Raw genomic sequence first — 19,447 nt, forward strand, 5'->3', positions numbered from 1 at the left:
GTAAATTGCAGGTATACCTTGAGGTCAAAAAAAAGAAGGGCTGAGCAATTGCCCGGCCCTTCAGCAAGCGAAGTGTATCGTAGAAATATTCTTGTTGATTTCACTCATTACTATAGATGCTTGAGCCAGTTTGGCAGTGCAACAACGCGTTCCATATTGCTAACTGCAACCGACTTCAAACAACGCAATGTAACTGACAGATTTATCAGGATTACAACCTGAATGCTGACTCCGTTTTCCTAAGCAATGTCGCAGGAAGGCGAAAGAGTAAACTTCAACTAAACTCATTGCATAGGCATCAACAACCGCTGGTGTGAAACAAGCTGGTACATACTTGTTGCACCAATAGTTGTTGCATCGCAAATTTATTGAATCGAGTTGAAATGTTCGACTAAAGAGCAAAAACATAATCTTGAATTTATCAATACATATGCGTAAATGTTTGGTGCAAGACCTTGTTTCATTTGTTGAGGGAATAACATGTTTGGGTCGAAGAAAAAGCAGCATGCACTGCAAGCGTTGGAAAATGAGAAATTTCAGTTTGAGTGCTTTCAAAACGCTATAAAGGAACAGGTTCCGTATATTGAATTCACACCAGATGGGCACATACGTTTTGCCAACTCTCTATTTTTGGGCGCCGTGGGCTACACACTGGAACAAATCGCAGGTAAACATCACAGCGTACTCTGTTTCCCCGAAGATACGGTGACAGCCGAATATAAACAGCTCTGGGGCGATCTAAAGAACGGTAAGCCCGTCCGTGGGCGCTTTATTCGCAAAGACAGTCAAGACAAAGCAGTTTGGGTCGCAGCGACCTATTTTCCTGTGGTGCAAAATGGCAAAGTAGCGTACGTCGCGAAAGTGGCGTCCAACGTCACGCAGGAGCAGGTCGAACTGGAGCGAAACCAAGCACTACTCAAGGCAATGGACAAATCACTGGCGGTGATCGATTTTACTCCCGACGGCACTGTCCTCAACGCCAACAAGAACTTCCTTTCCTGCCTCGATTATCGACTCGACGAAATCACTGGCCAGCATCACCGTATGTTTTGCGAAGACGACTTTTACCAAAGCAACCCGAATTTCTGGTCGGATCTTGCGACAGGCAAAATTCAATCTGGGCTATTTAAACGTCGAGACAAACATGGCCGTGTCATATGGCTGGAAGCCACCTATAACCCGATTTTCAATCACGAAAACAAAGTGGTGAAAATCATTAAACTGGCAAGCGATATTACTGAACGAGTGGAGCAAGCCATGGTAGTACGCGATGCCGCGAAGAAGTCGTGCCAAATTGCAGAAGATACCGTCACCATCGCACGTCAGGGGCAAGATTCTATCGCTTCGATGCTATCAAACTCCAAAGAGATAAACGCAGCCGTCGATGCCGTTAGCGGCCTGATTGAAGAACTCAACCGCCAGTCGAAAAGCGTCGAAGCCATCGTCTCTACCATCAGTGAAATCGCCGAGCAAACCAACTTACTCGCACTGAATGCTGCCATTGAAGCAGCACGAGCCGGTGATCAAGGGCGAGGGTTTGCGGTAGTCGCCGATGAAGTGCGTAAACTGGCTTCGCGCACCTCAACCTCAACCTCCGAGATCGCTGCGGTGATCGACAAAAACTCGCAAATCATCGGCAATATCGACAACAAAATCAAAGTCGTCTTCGATAAAGCCTCACACGGTGAAAATCAGGCCAACACGGTCTCAGGCGTGATTGAGGAAATTATCTACGATGCGGATCTGGTATCAGAGACTGTACAAAAGCTCTCTATCTAGCGTCGATTCATGCTGCCAGCACGCGGGTTGGCAGCTCTCTTTTCCCCGTTGTTCACTGCGCTGTTCTGTGGCTGATTATCTCCATGCTTTTCGTTGGTTTTTGCCGTGCGATTGTTGGGCTATCATAGCGACAACTTAATGATAGAAAGGATGACTCATGTCCAGCGAAGAGACCAAACAACAACGCCACCAGGCAAGGCAACAGAAAGTCAAAGAACAAGTGGATGCCCGTGTGGCCGCGGCACAGGAAGTGAAAGGCCTGCTGCTGATCATCACCGGTAACGGTAAAGGTAAATCCACTTCTGGCTTTGGTACGATTGCCCGCGCCGTTGGTCACGGCAAGCAATGTGCGGTTGCCCAGTTCATCAAAGGCACCTGGGACAACGGCGAACGTAATCTGCTGGAAAAACTAGGCGTCGAATTTCAGGTAATGGCGACCGGCTTCACCTGGGAAACGCAGAATAAAGAGAGCGATACGGCCGCAGCCCAATTGGTGTGGCAGGAGTGCAAACGCATGCTGCAGGACGAGACACTGGACGTGGTTTTGTTTGACGAACTGACTTACATGGTGAGTTACGGTTACATCGACCTCGATGAAGTGGTTGAAGCGCTGAACAACCGTCCACCTATGCAGTCCGTGATCATTACGGGACGCGGCGCACACCGTACTCTGATTGAAATGGCCGATACGGTGTCGGAAGTGAAGAACGTTAAGCACGCTTTTGAGTCGGGTGTTAAAGCGCTGCAAGGTGTTGACTGGTAACGTAGCGTTAAACGTTGCAATCGAAAAAGGGCTGGAAAATCCAGCCCTTTTGTTTTATCGCGTGTGCACAATGTTTAATTGAACAGGCCTTTCAGCAAGCCGTCTACGGCTTTTTTGGTGTTCTCGTCTTTGATCTTGTCGTTGATTTTCTCAAGCCCACGATCAATCTCTTTTTGCGCTTTCTGTTTCAGCACATCATCAAACACCAATTTGAATTTCGGATCAGCCCATTTGCCGGAGACATTAATCGGAATGGTCACGTCGCGCAGCTCGTCAATGTTCTTACCACCTTGCCCTTCCAAGGAACCAACAATAGAGGTACGCACCAGAAAATCGACCGTCTCCTGAATGTAGTTCGCTTTGCCTTCACCATGAATGCGCAGCAGTGGTGACTGCATACTTAAGTTATCGGTCGTCATTTCGCCTTTGTTCAGCTTCAGGGTCGCGGTCATTGCACTGAAATCGGTTTTCTGTACCGAGTTATCCTCACTCACCGACTGACCTTTGATTTTGGCGTAATTGGTGCGAATAAGCTGTGCCACGTTAATACCATTGACTGCGCCATCTGCAAAGTTGATGGCCACGGTACCCGCCAGGTTTTGCTTGATGCCCGTTGGCGTCAGGCTTTTACCTTGTACGTTGACATCGATATTTCCGGTACCTTCCAATTTGTCGTTATCCAGCACATCTTTCATTAGCGGCTGGATCTTAACGCCAGTGACGGTCTTTTTGATTGTGTAAGTGGCCGGAGTTTTACGAGCGTCGATCTGTGCGGTAGCTTTCACACTGCCCTGATACAGATTGGCCGTGAACGATTTCATATCGATCACACCACGGTTGACCGTAAAATTGGTCTTCACATTCTGCATTTTGGCGTTGCTGGCTTTGAACTTATCGATGGTCACATCACCCGTCACATCCAGCGTCTTCAACGCAGACAAATCCGGTTCGGCTTCTGCTTTGTCTGAAGGACTGGTTCCAGCCGAACCACCAGCGGCTGGCTGGCTTTCTGCCGTTGCTGCTGGCTGTTTATTCAGCCCTAGGAATTCATCCAAATCAATATCCGGGCTGTGCAGATTAAAGCGAACTTTGGGAATATCACCCAGTGCGACGCTGGCTTTGCCATCAAACTGCAGCGCATTTGCGCTAAGTTTATCCAGCACAACATTGAGCATGTTCTTGGTCATATCAAATGCAACCGAAGATTGCATCGTTACTTTCATCGGAGACTGAGGCAATGCCGCACCTTCAAGATTCGCCGTCAGATCCAGTTTGTCGACACCCACCTGACTGATGGCCTTATCAACCTTCACCGATGCGCTGCCGCTGGCATCGAGCTTCATGTCCGAAGCAGTACCTTTCACCGAGAAGGTCAGAGCGTTGGCCTGATCAAATTCAAACGTCGCCAAATTCAATTTCGCAGAATCAATGCGCGTCGCGGGGTCACTGAAATTTGCATCCAGCACAATGTTTCGCAGCGCGTACTGTTTGAAGTCTTTCGACAGCTTGATTTCCGCGTTACCGCTCGCACCAAACTGTTGCTGGTTATTGCTGCCTTTCGCTGCAAAATCCACTTTGGTCCAGGTATCAGCCGCAAACTCAGAAACTTGCAACTGCACATCGTACAGTTTGGTTTGCGTGCCTGCTTTGTGGTCCTGAATTTCTAACAGCGCGTTGTTGATGGCGATACCCGCCAGATTGATGCTCCAATCCTGAGCAGCCGTAGATTCTGAGCCCGATGTTTGCGCTGGCGCTGCATCCGATGTTTCGCCGGATGCGGAAGTCTGCTGCGCTTTGGTCAGGCTATCTAAATTGGAACGGCCATCTTTGAGCGTTTCCAGATGGACTTCAGCCCCGTCCAGACGGATGTTGCCGATCTGTAGTTGTTTGTCGAACAGTGGCATCACGGATACATCAATACCAACATTGTCGACTTTAAATAGGTTCGGACTGGTGAATCCTTGCGGGTTTTTGAGCTCGGTTTTACCCAACTCAAAGCCGATAGACGGGAAGAATTGCCAACCGATGTCGCCGTCGATCACCAGATCGAGGCCGGTTTGCTTTTTGGTCTGTTCAACCAGCAGTGGTTTAAACTGGTTCGGATTAACCAGAATCACTAAGGCTGCGATCGCGCCTAGCACGACGACCAACAATGCAGCAACGAACAGGAACAGTTTTTTCATCTGCTTTTTCCTTGCGTGACGGATAAAGAAAGTGGCACCTAAAGTGCCACTTATACTAAGAAAAATAAAGTCAGCTATTGCTAAGCATTGGTTAAAATTACGATTTTAGCAACTTAGCAATGTGCGCTTTCAATACGTCAATCGCGATGCGGTTCTTGCCACCACGAGGAACGATAATGTCAGCGTATTGTTTTGACGGTTCAATAAATTGCATGAACATTGGGCGAACCGTTTTCTGGTACTGAGACAATACCGATTCCATCGTACGACCACGCTCTTCCACATCGCGTTTTACGCGGCGCAGCAGACAGATATCCAGTGGAGTGTCCATAAAGATGGTCGCGTGCATCAGGTCACGCAGGCGAGGATCGGTCAGAAGCAGAATGCCTTCCAGAATGATCACTTTCTTTGGTGTCATTGTGGTTGTGTTCGAGGTGCGAGTATGTTCTGTGTAGCTGTATTCAGGCACTTCCACCGCTTCACCGCGGGTCAGCTTCTGAAGGTGTTCACAAAGCAGATCGTGGTCAAGCGCATTCGGGTGGTCATAGTTGGTTTTGACGCGATCTTCCATGCTCAGATGACTTTGGTCTTTGTAATAGCAATCTTCCGTGATCACACCAATTTGATGGTCGCCTACTTTCGCACGCAGTTCATTATAAATGGTACTTGCGATGAGGCTTTTCCCAGAAGCAGAAGCGCCAGCAATACCGACGATGACGCATTGATTATTATCAGACATGTATATGCACCCGATACGTGTAGATGAGGAAACGAAGATAAACCGCCTGATTATAGGGAGTTCATGGGGCAGATACCAGTTTGCAGTAGAGCTAAATGTCAGTAATTTCCGGAATCGAACAACATTAAAGCAGAGCAAACGATTACATTCGCTCTGCAAAATTTTGTGATCTGTGTTACTCCACTAAAGTGAAGCTGATTGGGTCCGGTTTGGCTTTTCCTTGCCAGTATAAATGCGCGCAAATTCGTTCCGCCAAGTCGAGATACAGGGCAGTATGCTCGCAGTCCGGATGCGCGATAACGGTCGGCTTACCAGCATCGATATCTTCACGCATTTGAATGTGCAGTGGTATTTGTGCCAACAGCGACAAACCATACTCGCCCGCCAGTGTCTGCGCGCCGCCCACACCGAAGATGTGTTCTTTTTCTCCACAGTGGCTGCAGATGTGATAACTCATGTTCTCCACCAGACCGACGACAGGCACGGCCACTTTGTCGAACATCGCAGTACCTTTACGTGCGTCGGCCAATGCTAAGTCTTGCGGTGTGGTCACAATCACAGCGCCGGTAACCGGAATCTGCTGGGCCAGCGTCAGTTGAATGTCGCCCGTACCCGGCGGCATATCAAGCACCAGATAATCCAAATCCGGCCATTCGGTTTCATTGAGGAGTTGCGCCAATGCTTTGGACGCCATCGGACCACGCCAGATAGTGGCATCCGACTTATCCACCAAGTAACCAATGGACTGTGTCGCGATACCGTGCGCCATCACTGGCTGCATCCATTTATTGTCGCGCACGCTCGGTTTGGCATCCGGCTGACCAAACATCATCGGCACGGACGGGCCATAGATATCCGCATCGAGAATGCCCACCTTTGCACCACACGCAGCAATCGCCAGTGCCAGATTGGCAGCCGTGGTTGATTTACCGACGCCCCCTTTGGCAGAGGTCACTGCAATGATGTTTTTCACCCCTTTCACCGGATTCGCAACCTGAGTTTCGAGCGCTTTCGGTTGTACTTTGATTGTGTAGTCAAAGGCGGCGACCGTCTGAGCCGATTGCTGCTGCGCAATCCAAGCCTGCAATTCAACAGCAATGCTGCGGCTGGCAAACGGCAACTCAATCACAAACGAACCTGTGGGTGAAACCGTGACAAAACCAGACGCGGACGCCCAGTCGGAGAGTAGATAAGGGTGAGAAAACTGACTTAACCAGGAACAAAAGTCCTGTTTGGACGTAAACGTGAGCATAGGTCCTCCTTTTTGGCTCATGCTATCACTCTCATGCATCAGACAGAACCCCGAAAAAGTTAAGGCTTTGGCCCTACTCACGCCTTGGAGTTAACAGCGTCATCAGGTAGTATTATCCATCACATTAAATACCTATCAAACAAAGCGAATAATTAAGTATGGCAACTGAACCAAGAAAACTTTTGGTAACTTGTGCCCTTCCGTACGCTAACGGTTCGATCCACTTAGGTCATATGCTTGAGCATATCCAAGCGGATATTTGGGTTCGTTACCAGCGCCTACGCGGCAACACTGTAAACTTCATCTGTGCTGACGATGCTCACGGCACGCCAATCATGCTTAAAGCGCAACAGATGGGTATGACTCCGGAAGAGATGATTGCTGCGGTCAGTGAAGAGCACCAAAAAGACTTCGCAGGCTTTGATATCAGCTTTGACAACTACCACAGCACACACAGTGAAGAGAACCGTGAACTGGCTTCTCACATCTATCTGGAGCTGAAAAAGAACGGTTTTATTTCCAGCCGCACCATTTCTCAGCTGTTTGACCCTGAGAAAGAGATGTTCCTGCCGGATCGTTTCGTGAAAGGCACCTGCCCGAAATGTAAATCTGAAGACCAGTACGGCGACAACTGTGATGCTTGTGGCGAAACTTACAGCCCGACAGAACTGATCAACCCGAAATCAGCGGTTTCTGGCGCGACGCCAATCATGAAAGATTCTGAGCACTTCTTCTTCGATCTGCCTCAGTTTGAAAGCATGCTGAAAGAGTGGACGCGTTCAGGCTCGCTGCAATCTGAAACTGCCAACAAGATGCAAGAGTGGTTTGAATCTGGCCTGCAACAGTGGGACATTTCCCGCGATGCGCCTTACTTCGGTTTTGAAATTCCGGGCGAAAAGAACAAGTTCTTCTACGTGTGGCTGGATGCACCTGTGGGTTACATGGCGTCGTTCAAAAACCTGTGTAACAAGACGGACGGTCTGGACTTCGATGAATACTGGAAGAAAGACAGCACCACAGAGCTGTACCACTTCATCGGTAAAGACATCGTTTACTTCCACAGCCTGTTCTGGCCAGCGATGCTGGAAGGCAGCGGTTTCCGCAAACCAAACAACGTGTTCGTACATGGCTACGTGACGGTAAACGGCGCGAAGATGTCTAAGTCTAAAGGGACGTTCGTAAAAGCGAGCACTTACCTCAGCCACTTAGATCCTGAGTGTCTGCGTTACTACTACGCCGCGAAACTGAACAGCCGTATCGACGATCTCGATCTGAATCTGGAAGACTTCACACAGCGCGTGAACGCTGACGTGGTGAACAAGATTGTCAATCTGGCTTCACGTAATGCAGGTTTCATCACTAAGCGTTTTGACGGCAAACTGTCTGACAGCTTTGCAGAACCTCAGCTGTACAACGAATTTGCTGCGGCTGCCGATCGTATCGCTGAGCTTTACGAAGCGCGCGAATTTGGCCGCGCCATTCGTGAAATCACCGCACTGGCGGATAAAGCCAACCAGTACGTTGACGAAAAAGCACCTTGGGTTGTGGCCAAACAAGAAGGTCAGGATCAAGCACTGCAGGATATCTGTACTGTCGGTATCAACTTATTCCGCGTTCTGCTGACTTACCTGAAACCGGTGATGCCAGCACTGGCGGCTCGCTCAGAAGCCTTCCTGAACCAGGAACTGACTTGGGACGGCGTAGCTCAACCTCTGACTGGCCACACCGTCAGCGCGTTCAAAGCGCTGTTCAACCGTATCGATCCTAAACACATCGAAGCGATGATTGAAGCATCGAAAGAAGAAGCTGCTGCTGAGAAAGCCGCTGCGGAAGCTGCCGCACCTAAAGCGCAGCAAACTGAGCTGAGCAAAGACCCTATCGCAGCCGAAATCGAATTTGATGACTTCGCGAAGGTTGACCTGCGTATTGCTAAGATTGTCTCTTGTGAGTCAGTGCCTAAAGCTGACAAACTGCTGAAGTTCCAACTTGATATCGGTGGTGAAATGCGTCAGGTATTCTCGGGTATCAAAGCGGCTTACAACCCGGAAGATCTGGTTGGCAAATACACCGTTGTGGTGGCAAACCTGAAACCACGTAAGATGAAGTTCGGCATGTCAGAAGGCATGATCCTGGCCGCCGGCCCTGGTGGCAGCGAGCTGTGGATTCTGGAACCTCATGAAGGTGCCCAACCAGGTATGCGTGTGATGTAATCGCGTTCACCTGCGTTTAAAATCAAAATGTTAAGGCTCCCGGTGCCGATTGGCTCGGGAGCTTTTTTTATTGAACCAGCTCACACTTTTAGGTCAATTTGCACAACCTTAGTGCAAAAAGATTGTTGAAAACTTGTTAACTTATTGATTTGTAAAAACAAAAAACTTGGCATCAAGGCTGCTAACTCTTTAGGAGTATAAACACTAACAAGGAGTTGGTTATGTTTGTCTTTATTTCGATGCTGATTTCGATAGGCATATTGTGCCTGATGTTCTTCTTTGCCAAACAAAGAGAATCGACCCTTCAACGCAAATACGAACTGTTGGTTGACCTGCGTCAGCTGCTTTATCTGTGCCGCCAGCACCGCAGCGCAACTCATCATGCTCTGATGTTTGGTGAACACCGTGAAGCTGAGCTGAGCCATCTGCACGACCTGATTCACGAAAAATCTAACCATTTGATCGCGACCGCTCACTTCGACAACAAACCTATGTACCGCATTTTACAGTTGAAGTTGAAAGCACTGATGAAAGAGTGGTCAGATCGCAGTATCTCCCGTAACCAGATGGTACATGGTAAAGCGATTCGTCACTGTATGTTTCTGATGGATGAAGTGATGTTGGCATGGCTGGTGGAATCCAGCCGTGAAGATTTGAGCGATGAATACCACATGAATTGGCAGCAAATCATCGATACCATGGATGCTCTGACGCAGCTGCGTATCTGCATTGAAGACATGCACACTCAGGACGGCCGTTCGCGCATGCAACATTATTGCGACTTGGTGCGCCGTAAGCTGAATCAACTGGCGCTGATCAGCCCGCTGTCTATTGCGTCACCGGCCTGTTCAAAAGCGATGCATTTGCTGTCTGAATTGCATAACAATCAGGCCTTTGATATGGATGCCGAACAGCTGTATCAACTGACGTCAGATGTGTCGCTGAGCATCGCGCATGTGTATGACCAGATGCTGGCTGATCTGACTGAAAGCCTGTACCTGCCATTGCCCAAATTAGTGATCGCCTGATGGCAAACGCCAGACATAAAAAAACGCCACCCGAAGGTGGCGTTTTTCATTGGAATTATTTCAACATTTTACGCGCGGCTTCTACCACAACTTTGATAGAGCGAGCTTCGGTCTCTTTCAGCGTAGAATGATCTGGAATTTCTTTCTGAGTACGGTTGATGATAACACCCGCCACACAACCGGCTTTCAGACCTGAACTTGCACACATGGTCAGCAGCGTTGCTGATTCCATTTCAAAGTTCAGTATGCCCATTTCCTGCCACTCTTTCATAGAGCCTTGGAAACGACGGACAACACGACCAGTGAACGTGTCGTAACGCTCTTGACCTGGGTAGAAAGTATCGCTGGATGCTGTCACGCCCATGTGGACGGTTGCACCGCTCTCTTCTGACGCCTGCTTCATCGCTGTTGCCACTTCAAAGTCAGGAACCGCAGGGAACTCCATTGGTGCAAAATGCAGGCTGGCACCGTCAAGACGCACAGAACCCGTAGTGACAATCATGTCGCCCACGTTAACATTTGGCTGAATAGCACCCGTAGTACCAACGCGAAGGAAAGTGCGAACGCCCAATTGCGCCAGCTCTTCAACCGCGATAGAGGTAGAAGGACCGCCGATACCCGTTGAACAAACCACAACTGGTTTGCCATCCAGTTCAGCACGGTACAGCGTGTATTCACGATGGCTGGCCAGGAACACTGGGTTTTCCATCAGCTCCGCAATCTTTTGCACGCGCGCAGGATCGCCTGGAATGATTGCCAATGTTGCACCATTCAGATCAGCTTCGGTAACACCAAGGTGGAATACGACTTGAGACATAAGTAGCTCCTTCATTGTGGCTTATTCAGCTCATAAATATGTTTGGGTACCGTGCTACTTTAGCCGAGCGGGCCCCAACATTAAGTGACAAAACTCACAAGTATTAACGCAATAAGAAATTACATTTCATTAAAAGATGACCTTTATCACACAAAATTGTCATTGTGATGCAACTATGAGCAATATCACTATCAACGGCGAGTAACGTGACATGGCAAGGCGGCACCTTGCCATGTGTCAGTATAGCCAGTGCAATGACTATTTTTTAAACTTCAGCAGACGCAACGCATTGAGCGTCACCAGCGCCGTTGCACCGCTGTCTGCCAATACCGCTACCCACAGCCCGGTCACCCCAATCAGACTGGTGACCAGAAAGATACCTTTCAGACCCAGCGCTATGGTCACGTTCTGACGAATGTTGCTCAGAGTCGCTCGTGATAGCGCAATCATGCCGGGTAACTCATTCAATCGGTTGTGAGTAATGGCCGCATCCGCCGTTTCCAGCGCGACATCCGTACCACCGCCCATCGCAATACCGATGTTAGCTTCTTTCATTGCTGGCGCATCGTTGATGCCATCCCCTACCATGGCGACATGCTGTTGCTGCGCCAGTTGGCGAACATATTCCACTTTGTCCTCTGGCATCAGGCTGGCCTGAAAATCCATATTGAGTTGGCTGGCAATTGCCTGGGCACTGCGCGGGTTATCACCGGTCAGCATGGTCGTGTGAATCCCCATTTGGTGCAGTGCCGCTATCGCCTGCTGCGCATCTTCACGCAGCGTGTCTTGCCAGGCAATGATGCCGATCGGCGCGTCATTCTCCAACGCCACCACTACGGTTTTTCCATCCGCTTCCATCGCCGCGACTTGCTCGCTGACAGATTCGGCCAACGGCACGTCAACCTTGCCCGGCGCCAGCACTCGGTAAAAATGCTCGCCAATTCGTCCTGCCACACCGCGCCCAACCAAAGCTTGCTTATCTTGCGCATGCGGTAATGTCAGCCCTTGATTCTGCGCTTTTGCGACCAGCGACATCGCCAGTGGGTGGCGTGAGCCTTGTTCAATCGCGGCAGTGACCGTGAGCAGTTGCTCTGGCGACCAACCGGAGAGCGCCACGATGTCGGTCACCTGCGGTTTGCCTTGAGTCAGCGTACCGGTTTTATCAAACGCGACACTTTGGATCCGGCCTAATTGTTCAAGCGCTGCTCCCCCTTTAATCAACGCACCACGTCGTGCACCCGCTGCCAAACCCGACGTAATCGCCGCCGGTGTCGAAATCACCAAAGCGCACGGACAGGCAATCAGTAACATTGCCAAACCACGGTATACCCAAGTTTCCCAAGGTTGAGCAAACAACAGTGGCGGTACTGTGACCACCAGCAGCGCGACGACCATCATCAGCGGTGTGTACCAACGGCTGAACTGGTCAAGAAAACGCTCCATCGGCGCCTTGCGCGAATCCGCCTCTTCAATCAGATGCAAAATGCGGTCGATGGCATTTTCACCCTGACGCGAGGTGATTTTGAGCTGAATGACGCGATCAACCACCACCGCACCTGCGGCTATCTTATCGCCACGAACGTGCTCAACGGGCAGAGATTCGCCAGTCAACGCACTCTCATCCATGCTGGCAACCGCGTCTAACAGCAGACCATCGGCAGGTAAACGCCCGCCTGGTGCAACTTCCACAATATCACCCGGACTGAGTTCACTGGCAGGGACTTCAATCCTCTCGCCAGATTGCAGACGAATGGCCGTCTCTGGCACCAGTTCCATTAGCGCCTGCACACCACTGCGAGCTTTTGAGGCCGCAAACGCTTCGAGGCGTTCACCAATCAAAAACAGCAGCAGAACCATTGCTGCCTCAACAGTTTCTCCGAGATACAGAGCTCCCACAGCCGCGACGGTCATGAGTGTTTCAATGGCAAATGGCGTGCCTGATTTGGCGAGCTTCCACGCCTTAGTGGCGATGGGCACAAGACCTGCAATGCAGCTGAAAGTAAAAATCCAGCGCCCGGCTTCCACCGCCCAAAGATTCGTCAACGTCCCGATAGCCATCATAGCCGCGAGTGCAACAATACGCAGGGTATCCGCTTCAAGCAGCGGATGGCGCGGTTTGGCCTGCTGGGCGGAACTCTTTTGCTGATCGTCGTAGATCTTAAATCCGGTGTTGGTGACGGCCTGCTCAATCGCCGCAGCCGTTGAGGCTGAGTTAAATTGCACCACCAGTTTTTCCGTCGCAAACAGCACGCGAGCGTCGACGATATCGGTCAGTTGGTTAACAGCCGTTTCAATTTTGCGTGCGCAGGATGGACAATCCATCCCCACCACACGCCAGCTCTGCTTGTAGGTTGAGGTTCCCCCAGTGGGTTCGTCCTCATCAGGGCCATCCGCCCCACTGCAACTGCTGGATGAACAGCATCCACCCTCAGAATTGGTCGCACCGGCAGGGTGAATGGATTGAATTTTCGGGCTTGCTGAGCAGGACACCGATTTAATGGTTGGTGCTGCAGACTTTTCTGAGCGGCAACCTTCATGCTTGGTACACATAGCGCTTCTCCTTTTATCAGGCTTAACCCGATGCTACACCTTGGAGTCTACTCCAAGGTCAAGCACTAATTTTTAGGGCTTCAGACAAAAAACAAAAGGCACCGAAGTGCCTTTTTGCCTGTTAAAGGCGTTAGACCGGATGTTTGAAGCACGCCGCCAGATTTTTCCCAATCGCCTGCAGCACGTCCCGGCGGGTAATAATGCCGACCAGTTTCCCCTCATCGACCACCGGATACACTTTCGGTTTACCCACTTTCATCATTTCTGCCAGCTCAATGATGGACATATTCGGTGAAACCGAGAGCACTTCCTGGTGCATGCAATCGCTCACAATGTGGGTATCCTGGCAGTAATAGCTCACTTTAATCAGCTTCTCCAGCAAGTCCTGCTCAGAGAGGAAACCAATCACGCGTTCATTATCATCAATCACCGGGCCACCTAAATGGTTTGAGTGGATCACGCGATCCAAAGCAGCGGTCAGTGACATATCCGGTTTGAAAGTGACCGCTTTGACGGTCATGTAGTCTCTTACTTTTAACGAATCCATAGCGGTCTCCTTGCTCGCAACCTAACGTTGCTTATTTAGTAAGTGTTGACTAATTTCTTGATTTTACTAAATGGAAAACCTCAATTTTGTTGATAGATTTTTTCGATGAATTCGGCGTCAACGTGCCTCATCTCTCTCACGCTTTCAGCACAATTTTCTAAAACCTGTCTTATTTATTAGTCACTGCGCATCCGGCAGGCTTTTTCCTGAGATATCATCTATATGTTAACTATTGACTCAACCATCAATAGAGACCGCCGTTGTGAACTCCGTCTTCTATTCTGTCATTTCCGCTAACCCCGACCTGTTGCATGTCGTGTTTGAAGCGCTGCCAGAGCCTACGTTTTTGATCAATCGTGAAGGCATTTACGTGGAAGCCTGGGGTGGGACCGACACGCAGCGTCATCATAATCCGGCGACCATCATCGGCATGAATCAACAACAAGTCCTGCCCGCAGATAAAGCCATCTGGTTCAATCGTGTTATCGGAGAGGCGTTGAAAACCGGTCTGGCGGCGGAATTGGAATATGACCTTGATCCAAAGCAGATGCCCTGTTTTGAGGATGTTGAGGGGCCACGGGATCTGCAGTTTTTTAACGCGCTGGTGATCCCGTTACCTAATACAGAGTTCGTATTGTGGATTGTGCGCAACATTACCGAATACCGCCGCACCGTCGACAAACTGGCCCGCCATCAACTGGAACTGGAACACTTGACACATATCGATCATTTAACGCAGGTGTACAACCGCTATGCGATGGACTCACTACTTCCGCAGGCACTGGAGGTGGCGAAACTGGATCAGCTTTCGTGCGCACTGTTTATGATTGATATTGACTGCTTTAAGGAATACAACGATTTTTATGGCCATCTGCAGGGAGACGAGGCACTCAAACAGGTCAGTCAGGCGCTCAATCATTGGAAACGCAAAGGTGATCTCTGTTTTCGTTACGGCGGTGATGAATTTTTGCTGTTCATTCCTGATATCAGCGTCGAGCAATGCGAACACAAAGCGCATCAACTGCTGAGCGAGATTCAGACGCTCGCTATCCCGCATCACAATTCTCACGTCAATGATGTGCTGTCTGTAACCATCGGCATACACCATTGCCTGCGTTTGTCCGCGGACATGACCGCAGAAAAGCTGGTCGCTATTGCCGACAAAGCTCTGTTTCACGCCAAACACCAGCGACGCGGCACAATGCACATTTACTGATGCTTAAACCACAGCAAAAAAACGGCAGAGACGATGAAATCTCTGCCGCTATTCTTGCTGTCTTCAGATTATTGCTGCCAGCGCTCTGCGGCTTTTGCATCTGATTCGCGTGAATCGACCCAGCGAGTGGATTCTGTGGTGCGTTCTTTTTTCCAGAATGGCGCTTTGGTTTTGAGGTAATCCATCACAAATTCACACGCTTCGAACGACGCACTGCGATGAGCACTGCTGACACCAACAAACACGATTTGATCGCCGATATCCATGTCACCGACACGATGAATGACACGAACTTTCTGTAAGGACCAGCGACGCTCAGCTTCATCACAGATTTCAAGCAAGGCTTTTTCGGTCATACCCGGATAGTGTTCCAGATGTAAGCCGGTCACGTTGTCACCCAGATTCATGTCGCGCACTTTACCGACAAACGTCACCACGGCCCCGGCCTGTGTCCCAGCAGAAAGCTGAGCATACTCATCAGCCACAGAAAAATCCTGTGCCTGAACAGAAACTCTGTTATCCATATTAGCCTCCGGTTACTGGTGGGAAAAAGGCCACTTCGTCGCCATCACTGAGCGCGAAATCCATCGGCACAATCGACTGATTGACCGCTGCCAGCAATTTGCCGGGCTCCAGCGCCAGCGACCATTTCCCTGGTTGTTCAGCCAGATGAGCACGCAATGCTTCCACCGTGGAAAATTGTGCTTCCAACGTCAGTCTGTCGCATTCAACCAGTTCACGAGTTTGGGCAAAAAATAACACTGTGATCATGCGTCCACCTTAAAGTGACCCGATTTACCGCCGGTCTTTTCCAGCAGTCTAACCTGCTCAATCACCATGTCTTTCTGCACCGCTTTACACATATCGTAAATGGTCAGCGCGGCGACCGATGCTGCAGTCAGCGCTTCCATTTCCACGCCCGTTTTCCCAGCCAGTTTGCACACCGATTCAATGCGCACCCGACTTTCCGCTTCAATCGCTTCCAACTGCACTTCGACTTTGGACAACAACAATGGATGGCACAGTGGAATCAAATCCCAAGTTTTCTTCGCAGCCTGAATCCCAGCAATACGCGCAGTCGCAAACACATCACCCTTGTGGTGCTGACCTGAAATAATCAGTTGTAACGTTTCCGGTGCCATACGAATAAACGCTTCAGCCCGAGCTTCGCGGACAGTGTCACTTTTGGCGGAAACATCAACCATGTTCGCCTCTCCGGAGGCATTGATATGGGTAAACTGACTCATGTCGCCCCCTTATACCGACAGGTGCGGCATAAAGTTACACGGACGATGACTGGCATCCATTTGTTGTCTGATGATCTTCGTCCAGCCCGTACGGCAAGCCCCGGTTGAACCCGGCATCGCGAAAATCACGGTATGGTTGGCAAAGCCTGCCACCGCACGCGACTGAATGGTCGAAGTCCCGATCTCTTCAAAAGACACCATACGGAACAGCTCACCAAAGCCTTCCACTTCTTTATCAAACAGTGGCTTGAGCGCTTCCGGCGTGCTGTCGCGGGAAGTAAAGCCCGTGCCGCCAGTAATCAGAATGGCCTGCACGTTCTCGTCAGCGATCCACTGTGAAACCACAGCGCGGATCTTGTACATATCATCAATAACAATTTGCTTGTCGATCAGCTTGTGACCCGCTTCCTGAAGTTGCTCTGCCAGGTAACGGCCAGAAGTATCGTTCTCTTCCGTACGCGTGTCAGATACCGTCAGAACGGCAATGTTAGCAGGCTGAAATTTGCTTTCTGCGTGACCCATGAGTTCACCTTTATCAATAATCGTTGAATGTGTTGTCGGCCCGGCAACAAACCCGGCCCAAAGAGAAATTATTAACCGCCGATCGACGCCAGATGTGGCGTCATACCCGTATTTCCGTCATGCAAGAAATGGCTGACCGATTTGGTTTGCAACTGAGCTTGGATACGCGCAATCAACGCGTTTTCTTGCGTATCGTCTTGCAGCAAATCGCGCAGTTCCACACCATGGTCACCAAACAGGCACAAGTGCAGCTTGCCTAACGCCGACACGCGCAGACGGTTGCAACTGCTACAGAAATTTTTCTCGTACGGCATGATGAGGCCAATCTCACCTTGATAATCGGCATGCACGAACACTTGGGCCGGTCCATCATTATTCGCGCGGGCTTTCAGTATCCAGCCGTCGGCAATCAATTGATTGCGAATTGCGGTGCCGGAAACATGCTGGCGGCTGAACAGGTCGTCCATCTCACCAGTCTGCATCAGCTCGATAAAACGCAGTTGAATCGGACGATGTTTGATCCAGTTGAGAAACTGAGGCAGCTCCTGAGCGTTAAGATCTTTCATCAACACGACGTTGACTTTGACCTGCTCGTAGCCGACCTCAAATGCGCGATCGATACCCTGCATCACCTGATGGAAACGGTTTTCGCCGGTAATTTGATGAAACATGCGCGGATCCAGGCTGTCTACGCTGACATTGATGTGCGTTAAGCCTGCCGCTTTCCACTCCGCAACACCTTTCGCCATGCGATAGCCGTTGGTGGTGGTCGCGACTTTCTGGATTCCCGGCGTTGAAGCCACCGTATGGATAATCTCGGTAAAATCTTTGCGCAGACTCGGCTCACCGCCGGTAATACGCACTTTGGAGGTCCCGCAATCGGCAAACGCATTTACCACACGCTTGATTTCCGGCAGGGTCAAAAAAGAGGAATTCTTATTGCCCGACGGGTGATACCCATCAGGTAAACAATAAGTACATTTGAAGTTACAGACATCTGTAACGGATAAGCGTAAGTAGTAAAACTTACGCTGAAATCTATCTTCGAATTGTTGCGCCACGTCACACCTTTCCAAACACGGGAGGCATAATCATTTCCAACTATGCCCTTGTGGCTCAAGGCCACTGGCTTATCCACCGTATCCTGCACCAGGACTTAGCTGAAATAAGCTCGGAGTAATGGCAACTAATGAGATCAACTTATGGGTTACTCAATAGCAGCTGATTGGTAAAATACTTAAAAAGAGTACGTGATTCCAGTGCAAGCACGAAAAAAACTCACTAGTACCTCAAATTACCCCAAAATAAGTATGAGATATAAATCAATTCCTCTAAATTGTAGCGGATTGTGAAAATATAAGAAGAAGAGAGATGACTCTGTACCAGAACAAGAAAGTGGTCGCGATTGGCGGTGGCCACGGTTTAGGACGCATGTTGGCTGCGTTAAAAATTTTTGGCTCTAACGCCACAGGGATTGTCACCACCACCGACAACGGGGGCTCAACCGGGCGCATTCGTCACTGTCAGGGTGGGATCGCCTGGGGTGACACCCGCAACTGCATTAACCAGTTAATCACAGAACCTTCCATCAGCTCGATGATGTTCGAGTACCGCTTCAAAGGCGCGGGCGAACTCGATGGCCATAACCTGGGCAACCTGATGCTGACCGCATTAGACCACCTTTCTGTGCGTCCGTTGGAAGCCATCAATCTGATTCGTGGCATGCTCAAAGTTGACGTCAACATCGTACCGATGTCTGAACACCCTTCTGATCTGAAAGCGCTGTCTGTGGACGGTAAATGGGTGACGGGCGAGACCAGTGTCGATGAGATGCAACAAGATTTACGCCGCCTAGATCTGGAACCGGAAGTGCCAGCCACTCGCGAAGGCGTGTTGGCCATCGCCGACGCCGATGCGATCATACTCGGCCCGGGCAGTTTTCTGACCAGTATCATGCCACCGCTTTTACTGCCGGAAATGGGACAGGCCATTGAAAACAACACCCGCGCCAAGCTTATCTTCGTAGAGAACCTGTCGCCAGAATATGGGCCAGCGGGTCGTATGACACTGCGTCAGAAACTGGAATGGTGTGAACGTGCCTGTCACGGCCGAAAAATTGATGTGGTGATTGGTGCCGATGCACATCCGGATCTGGACAGCGAATGGAACTGCGTGACACGTGATTTGGCTTCACCCAACCGCGACTGGCGTCACGACCGGGTGAAACTGCGTAAAGCGATTGAAGAGCAGTTAAGCGATTAACTGCGAATAGCTTTGACGAGTATGCTGGATAAGGTCAATCATAATCGCCGTATCCAGCGTTTCGTCAATGGTCGTGCCTTGTTTGGCCCGACTATCAATGTCAACCGCTTTGGCACACAACTGATCAGCCCCAAAGCTCGCCGCGCTGCTTTTCAACGCATGGCTGATCTCTTTGAGATACTCCAGTTTATCACCGTATGCCTCATTGCTCAGATTTGCGCGATAAGTATCCAGTTCACCTAAGAAAATTTCCACCAGAACGGGGACATTTTCTTCACCAATTTCCTGTGCCAGATTATCAATCTTGCTGAGATTCATCAGTTCCATGTGCG

The 19,447-nt window shown here is 50.0% G+C and carries 18 protein-coding genes and 1 riboswitch; of the genes, 6 read left to right on the top strand and 12 right to left on the bottom strand.

Annotated features, from left to right (window positions below; all coding sequences use genetic code 11):
• Window positions 1-480: 480 nt before the first annotated feature.
• Together DYA43_RS23320 and cobO are read left to right on the top strand one after the other, a co-directional pair.
• Entirely contained in the window at window positions 481-1,779 is a 1,299-nt protein-coding gene (locus DYA43_RS23320) for a methyl-accepting chemotaxis protein (protein ID WP_032081503.1), read from the top strand.
• A 157-nt stretch (window positions 1,780-1,936) separates the two neighbouring features.
• Complete coding sequence (cobO, locus tag DYA43_RS09610; protein WP_020431725.1) at window positions 1,937-2,542, top strand: cob(I)yrinic acid a,c-diamide adenosyltransferase; 606 nt, start codon at window positions 1,937-1,939, stop codon at window positions 2,540-2,542.
• 74 nt (window positions 2,543-2,616) lie between these two features.
• On the opposite strand, the gene DYA43_RS09615 is transcribed toward cobO, so the two are convergent.
• The 3 genes from DYA43_RS09615 to apbC all read right to left on the bottom strand — a co-directional run bounded on the left by DYA43_RS09615 (window position 2,617) and on the right by apbC (window position 6,716).
• The gene (locus DYA43_RS09615) at window positions 2,617-4,725 is read right to left on the bottom strand and encodes an AsmA family protein (RefSeq protein ID WP_061056715.1); all 2,109 of its coding nucleotides are present in this window, start codon (window positions 4,723-4,725) and stop codon (window positions 2,617-2,619) included.
• 97 nt (window positions 4,726-4,822) lie between these two features.
• Complete coding sequence (udk, locus tag DYA43_RS09620) at window positions 4,823-5,464, bottom strand: uridine kinase (RefSeq protein ID WP_020327915.1); 642 nt, start codon at window positions 5,462-5,464, stop codon at window positions 4,823-4,825.
• 175 nt (window positions 5,465-5,639) lie between these two features.
• Window positions 5,640-6,716, bottom strand: a complete 1,077-nt coding sequence (gene apbC, locus DYA43_RS09625) for an iron-sulfur cluster carrier protein ApbC (RefSeq protein WP_020431729.1) — start codon at window positions 6,714-6,716, stop codon at window positions 5,640-5,642.
• 158 nt (window positions 6,717-6,874) lie between these two features.
• On the opposite strand from apbC, the gene metG reads away from it, so the two are divergent.
• Both metG and DYA43_RS09635 read left to right on the top strand, forming a co-directional pair.
• Window positions 6,875-8,926 (top strand): methionine--tRNA ligase, encoded by a 2,052-nt coding sequence (metG, locus tag DYA43_RS09630; RefSeq protein ID WP_061056716.1) that lies wholly within the window; start codon window positions 6,875-6,877, stop codon window positions 8,924-8,926.
• Window positions 8,927-9,147: 221 nt separating this feature from the next.
• Window positions 9,148-9,954: a hypothetical protein gene (locus tag DYA43_RS09635; protein ID WP_061056717.1), complete on the top strand. Its 807-nt coding sequence runs from the start codon at window positions 9,148-9,150 to the stop codon at window positions 9,952-9,954.
• Window positions 9,955-10,009: 55 nt separating this feature from the next.
• Here DYA43_RS09635 and udp read toward each other — a convergent pair whose 3' ends face one another.
• The 3 genes from udp to DYA43_RS09650 form a co-directional block, all read right to left on the bottom strand.
• A complete protein-coding gene (gene udp, locus DYA43_RS09640) occupies window positions 10,010-10,771 on the bottom strand; it encodes a uridine phosphorylase (RefSeq protein WP_061056718.1) in 762 nt (253 codons plus the stop codon).
• Window positions 10,772-11,029: 258 nt separating this feature from the next.
• Window positions 11,030-13,321 (bottom strand): zinc/cadmium/mercury/lead-transporting ATPase, encoded by a 2,292-nt coding sequence (locus DYA43_RS09645; protein ID WP_061056719.1) that lies wholly within the window; start codon window positions 13,319-13,321, stop codon window positions 11,030-11,032.
• 130 nt (window positions 13,322-13,451) lie between these two features.
• Window positions 13,452-13,868 carry a CBS domain-containing protein gene (locus DYA43_RS09650; RefSeq protein ID WP_020431733.1) on the bottom strand — a complete coding sequence of 139 codons (417 nt, stop codon included), beginning with the start codon at window positions 13,866-13,868 and terminating at the stop codon, window positions 13,452-13,454.
• A 262-nt stretch (window positions 13,869-14,130) separates the two neighbouring features.
• On the opposite strand from DYA43_RS09650, the gene DYA43_RS09655 reads away from it, so the two are divergent.
• Window positions 14,131-15,084 carry a sensor domain-containing diguanylate cyclase gene (locus DYA43_RS09655; protein WP_032079927.1) on the top strand — a complete coding sequence of 318 codons (954 nt, stop codon included), beginning with the start codon at window positions 14,131-14,133 and terminating at the stop codon, window positions 15,082-15,084.
• A gap of 68 nt (window positions 15,085-15,152) precedes the next feature.
• Here DYA43_RS09655 and moaE read toward each other — a convergent pair whose 3' ends face one another.
• The 5 genes from moaE to moaA form a co-directional block, all read right to left on the bottom strand.
• Complete coding sequence (gene moaE / locus DYA43_RS09660; protein ID WP_061056720.1) at window positions 15,153-15,608, bottom strand: molybdopterin synthase catalytic subunit MoaE; 456 nt, start codon at window positions 15,606-15,608, stop codon at window positions 15,153-15,155.
• Window position 15,609: 1 nt separating this feature from the next.
• Entirely contained in the window at window positions 15,610-15,855 is a 246-nt protein-coding gene (moaD, locus tag DYA43_RS09665; RefSeq protein WP_061056721.1) for a molybdopterin synthase sulfur carrier subunit, read from the bottom strand.
• Window positions 15,852-16,331, bottom strand: coding sequence for a cyclic pyranopterin monophosphate synthase MoaC (moaC, locus tag DYA43_RS09670; RefSeq protein ID WP_020327924.1), 480 nt, complete (start codon window positions 16,329-16,331; stop codon window positions 15,852-15,854). The genes moaD and moaC overlap by 4 nt, the downstream gene beginning before the upstream one ends.
• Window positions 16,332-16,340: 9 nt before the next feature.
• Entirely contained in the window at window positions 16,341-16,853 is a 513-nt protein-coding gene (moaB, locus tag DYA43_RS09675) for a molybdenum cofactor biosynthesis protein B (protein WP_020327925.1), read from the bottom strand.
• Between the two features lie 71 nt (window positions 16,854-16,924).
• Window positions 16,925-17,914: a GTP 3',8-cyclase MoaA gene (moaA, locus tag DYA43_RS09680; protein WP_038127045.1), complete on the bottom strand. Its 990-nt coding sequence runs from the start codon at window positions 17,912-17,914 to the stop codon at window positions 16,925-16,927.
• Window positions 17,903-18,042, bottom strand: a riboswitch (molybdenum cofactor riboswitch). (Overlaps the previous gene by 12 nt.)
• Before the next feature lie 182 nt (window positions 18,043-18,224).
• Here moaA and DYA43_RS09685 point away from each other — a divergent pair.
• Window positions 18,225-19,115: a YvcK family protein gene (locus DYA43_RS09685; protein WP_061056722.1), complete on the top strand. Its 891-nt coding sequence runs from the start codon at window positions 18,225-18,227 to the stop codon at window positions 19,113-19,115.
• Here DYA43_RS09685 and luxU read toward each other — a convergent pair.
• Window positions 19,104-19,442: a quorum-sensing phosphorelay protein LuxU gene (gene luxU, locus DYA43_RS09690; protein WP_020327928.1), complete on the bottom strand. Its 339-nt coding sequence runs from the start codon at window positions 19,440-19,442 to the stop codon at window positions 19,104-19,106. The genes DYA43_RS09685 and luxU overlap by 12 nt on opposite strands.
• Between the last annotated feature and the right edge of the window lie 5 nt (window positions 19,443-19,447).

This window comes from Vibrio fluvialis, assembly GCF_900460245.1.
In the GTDB taxonomy this organism is placed as follows: domain Bacteria; phylum Pseudomonadota; class Gammaproteobacteria; order Enterobacterales; family Vibrionaceae; genus Vibrio; species Vibrio fluvialis.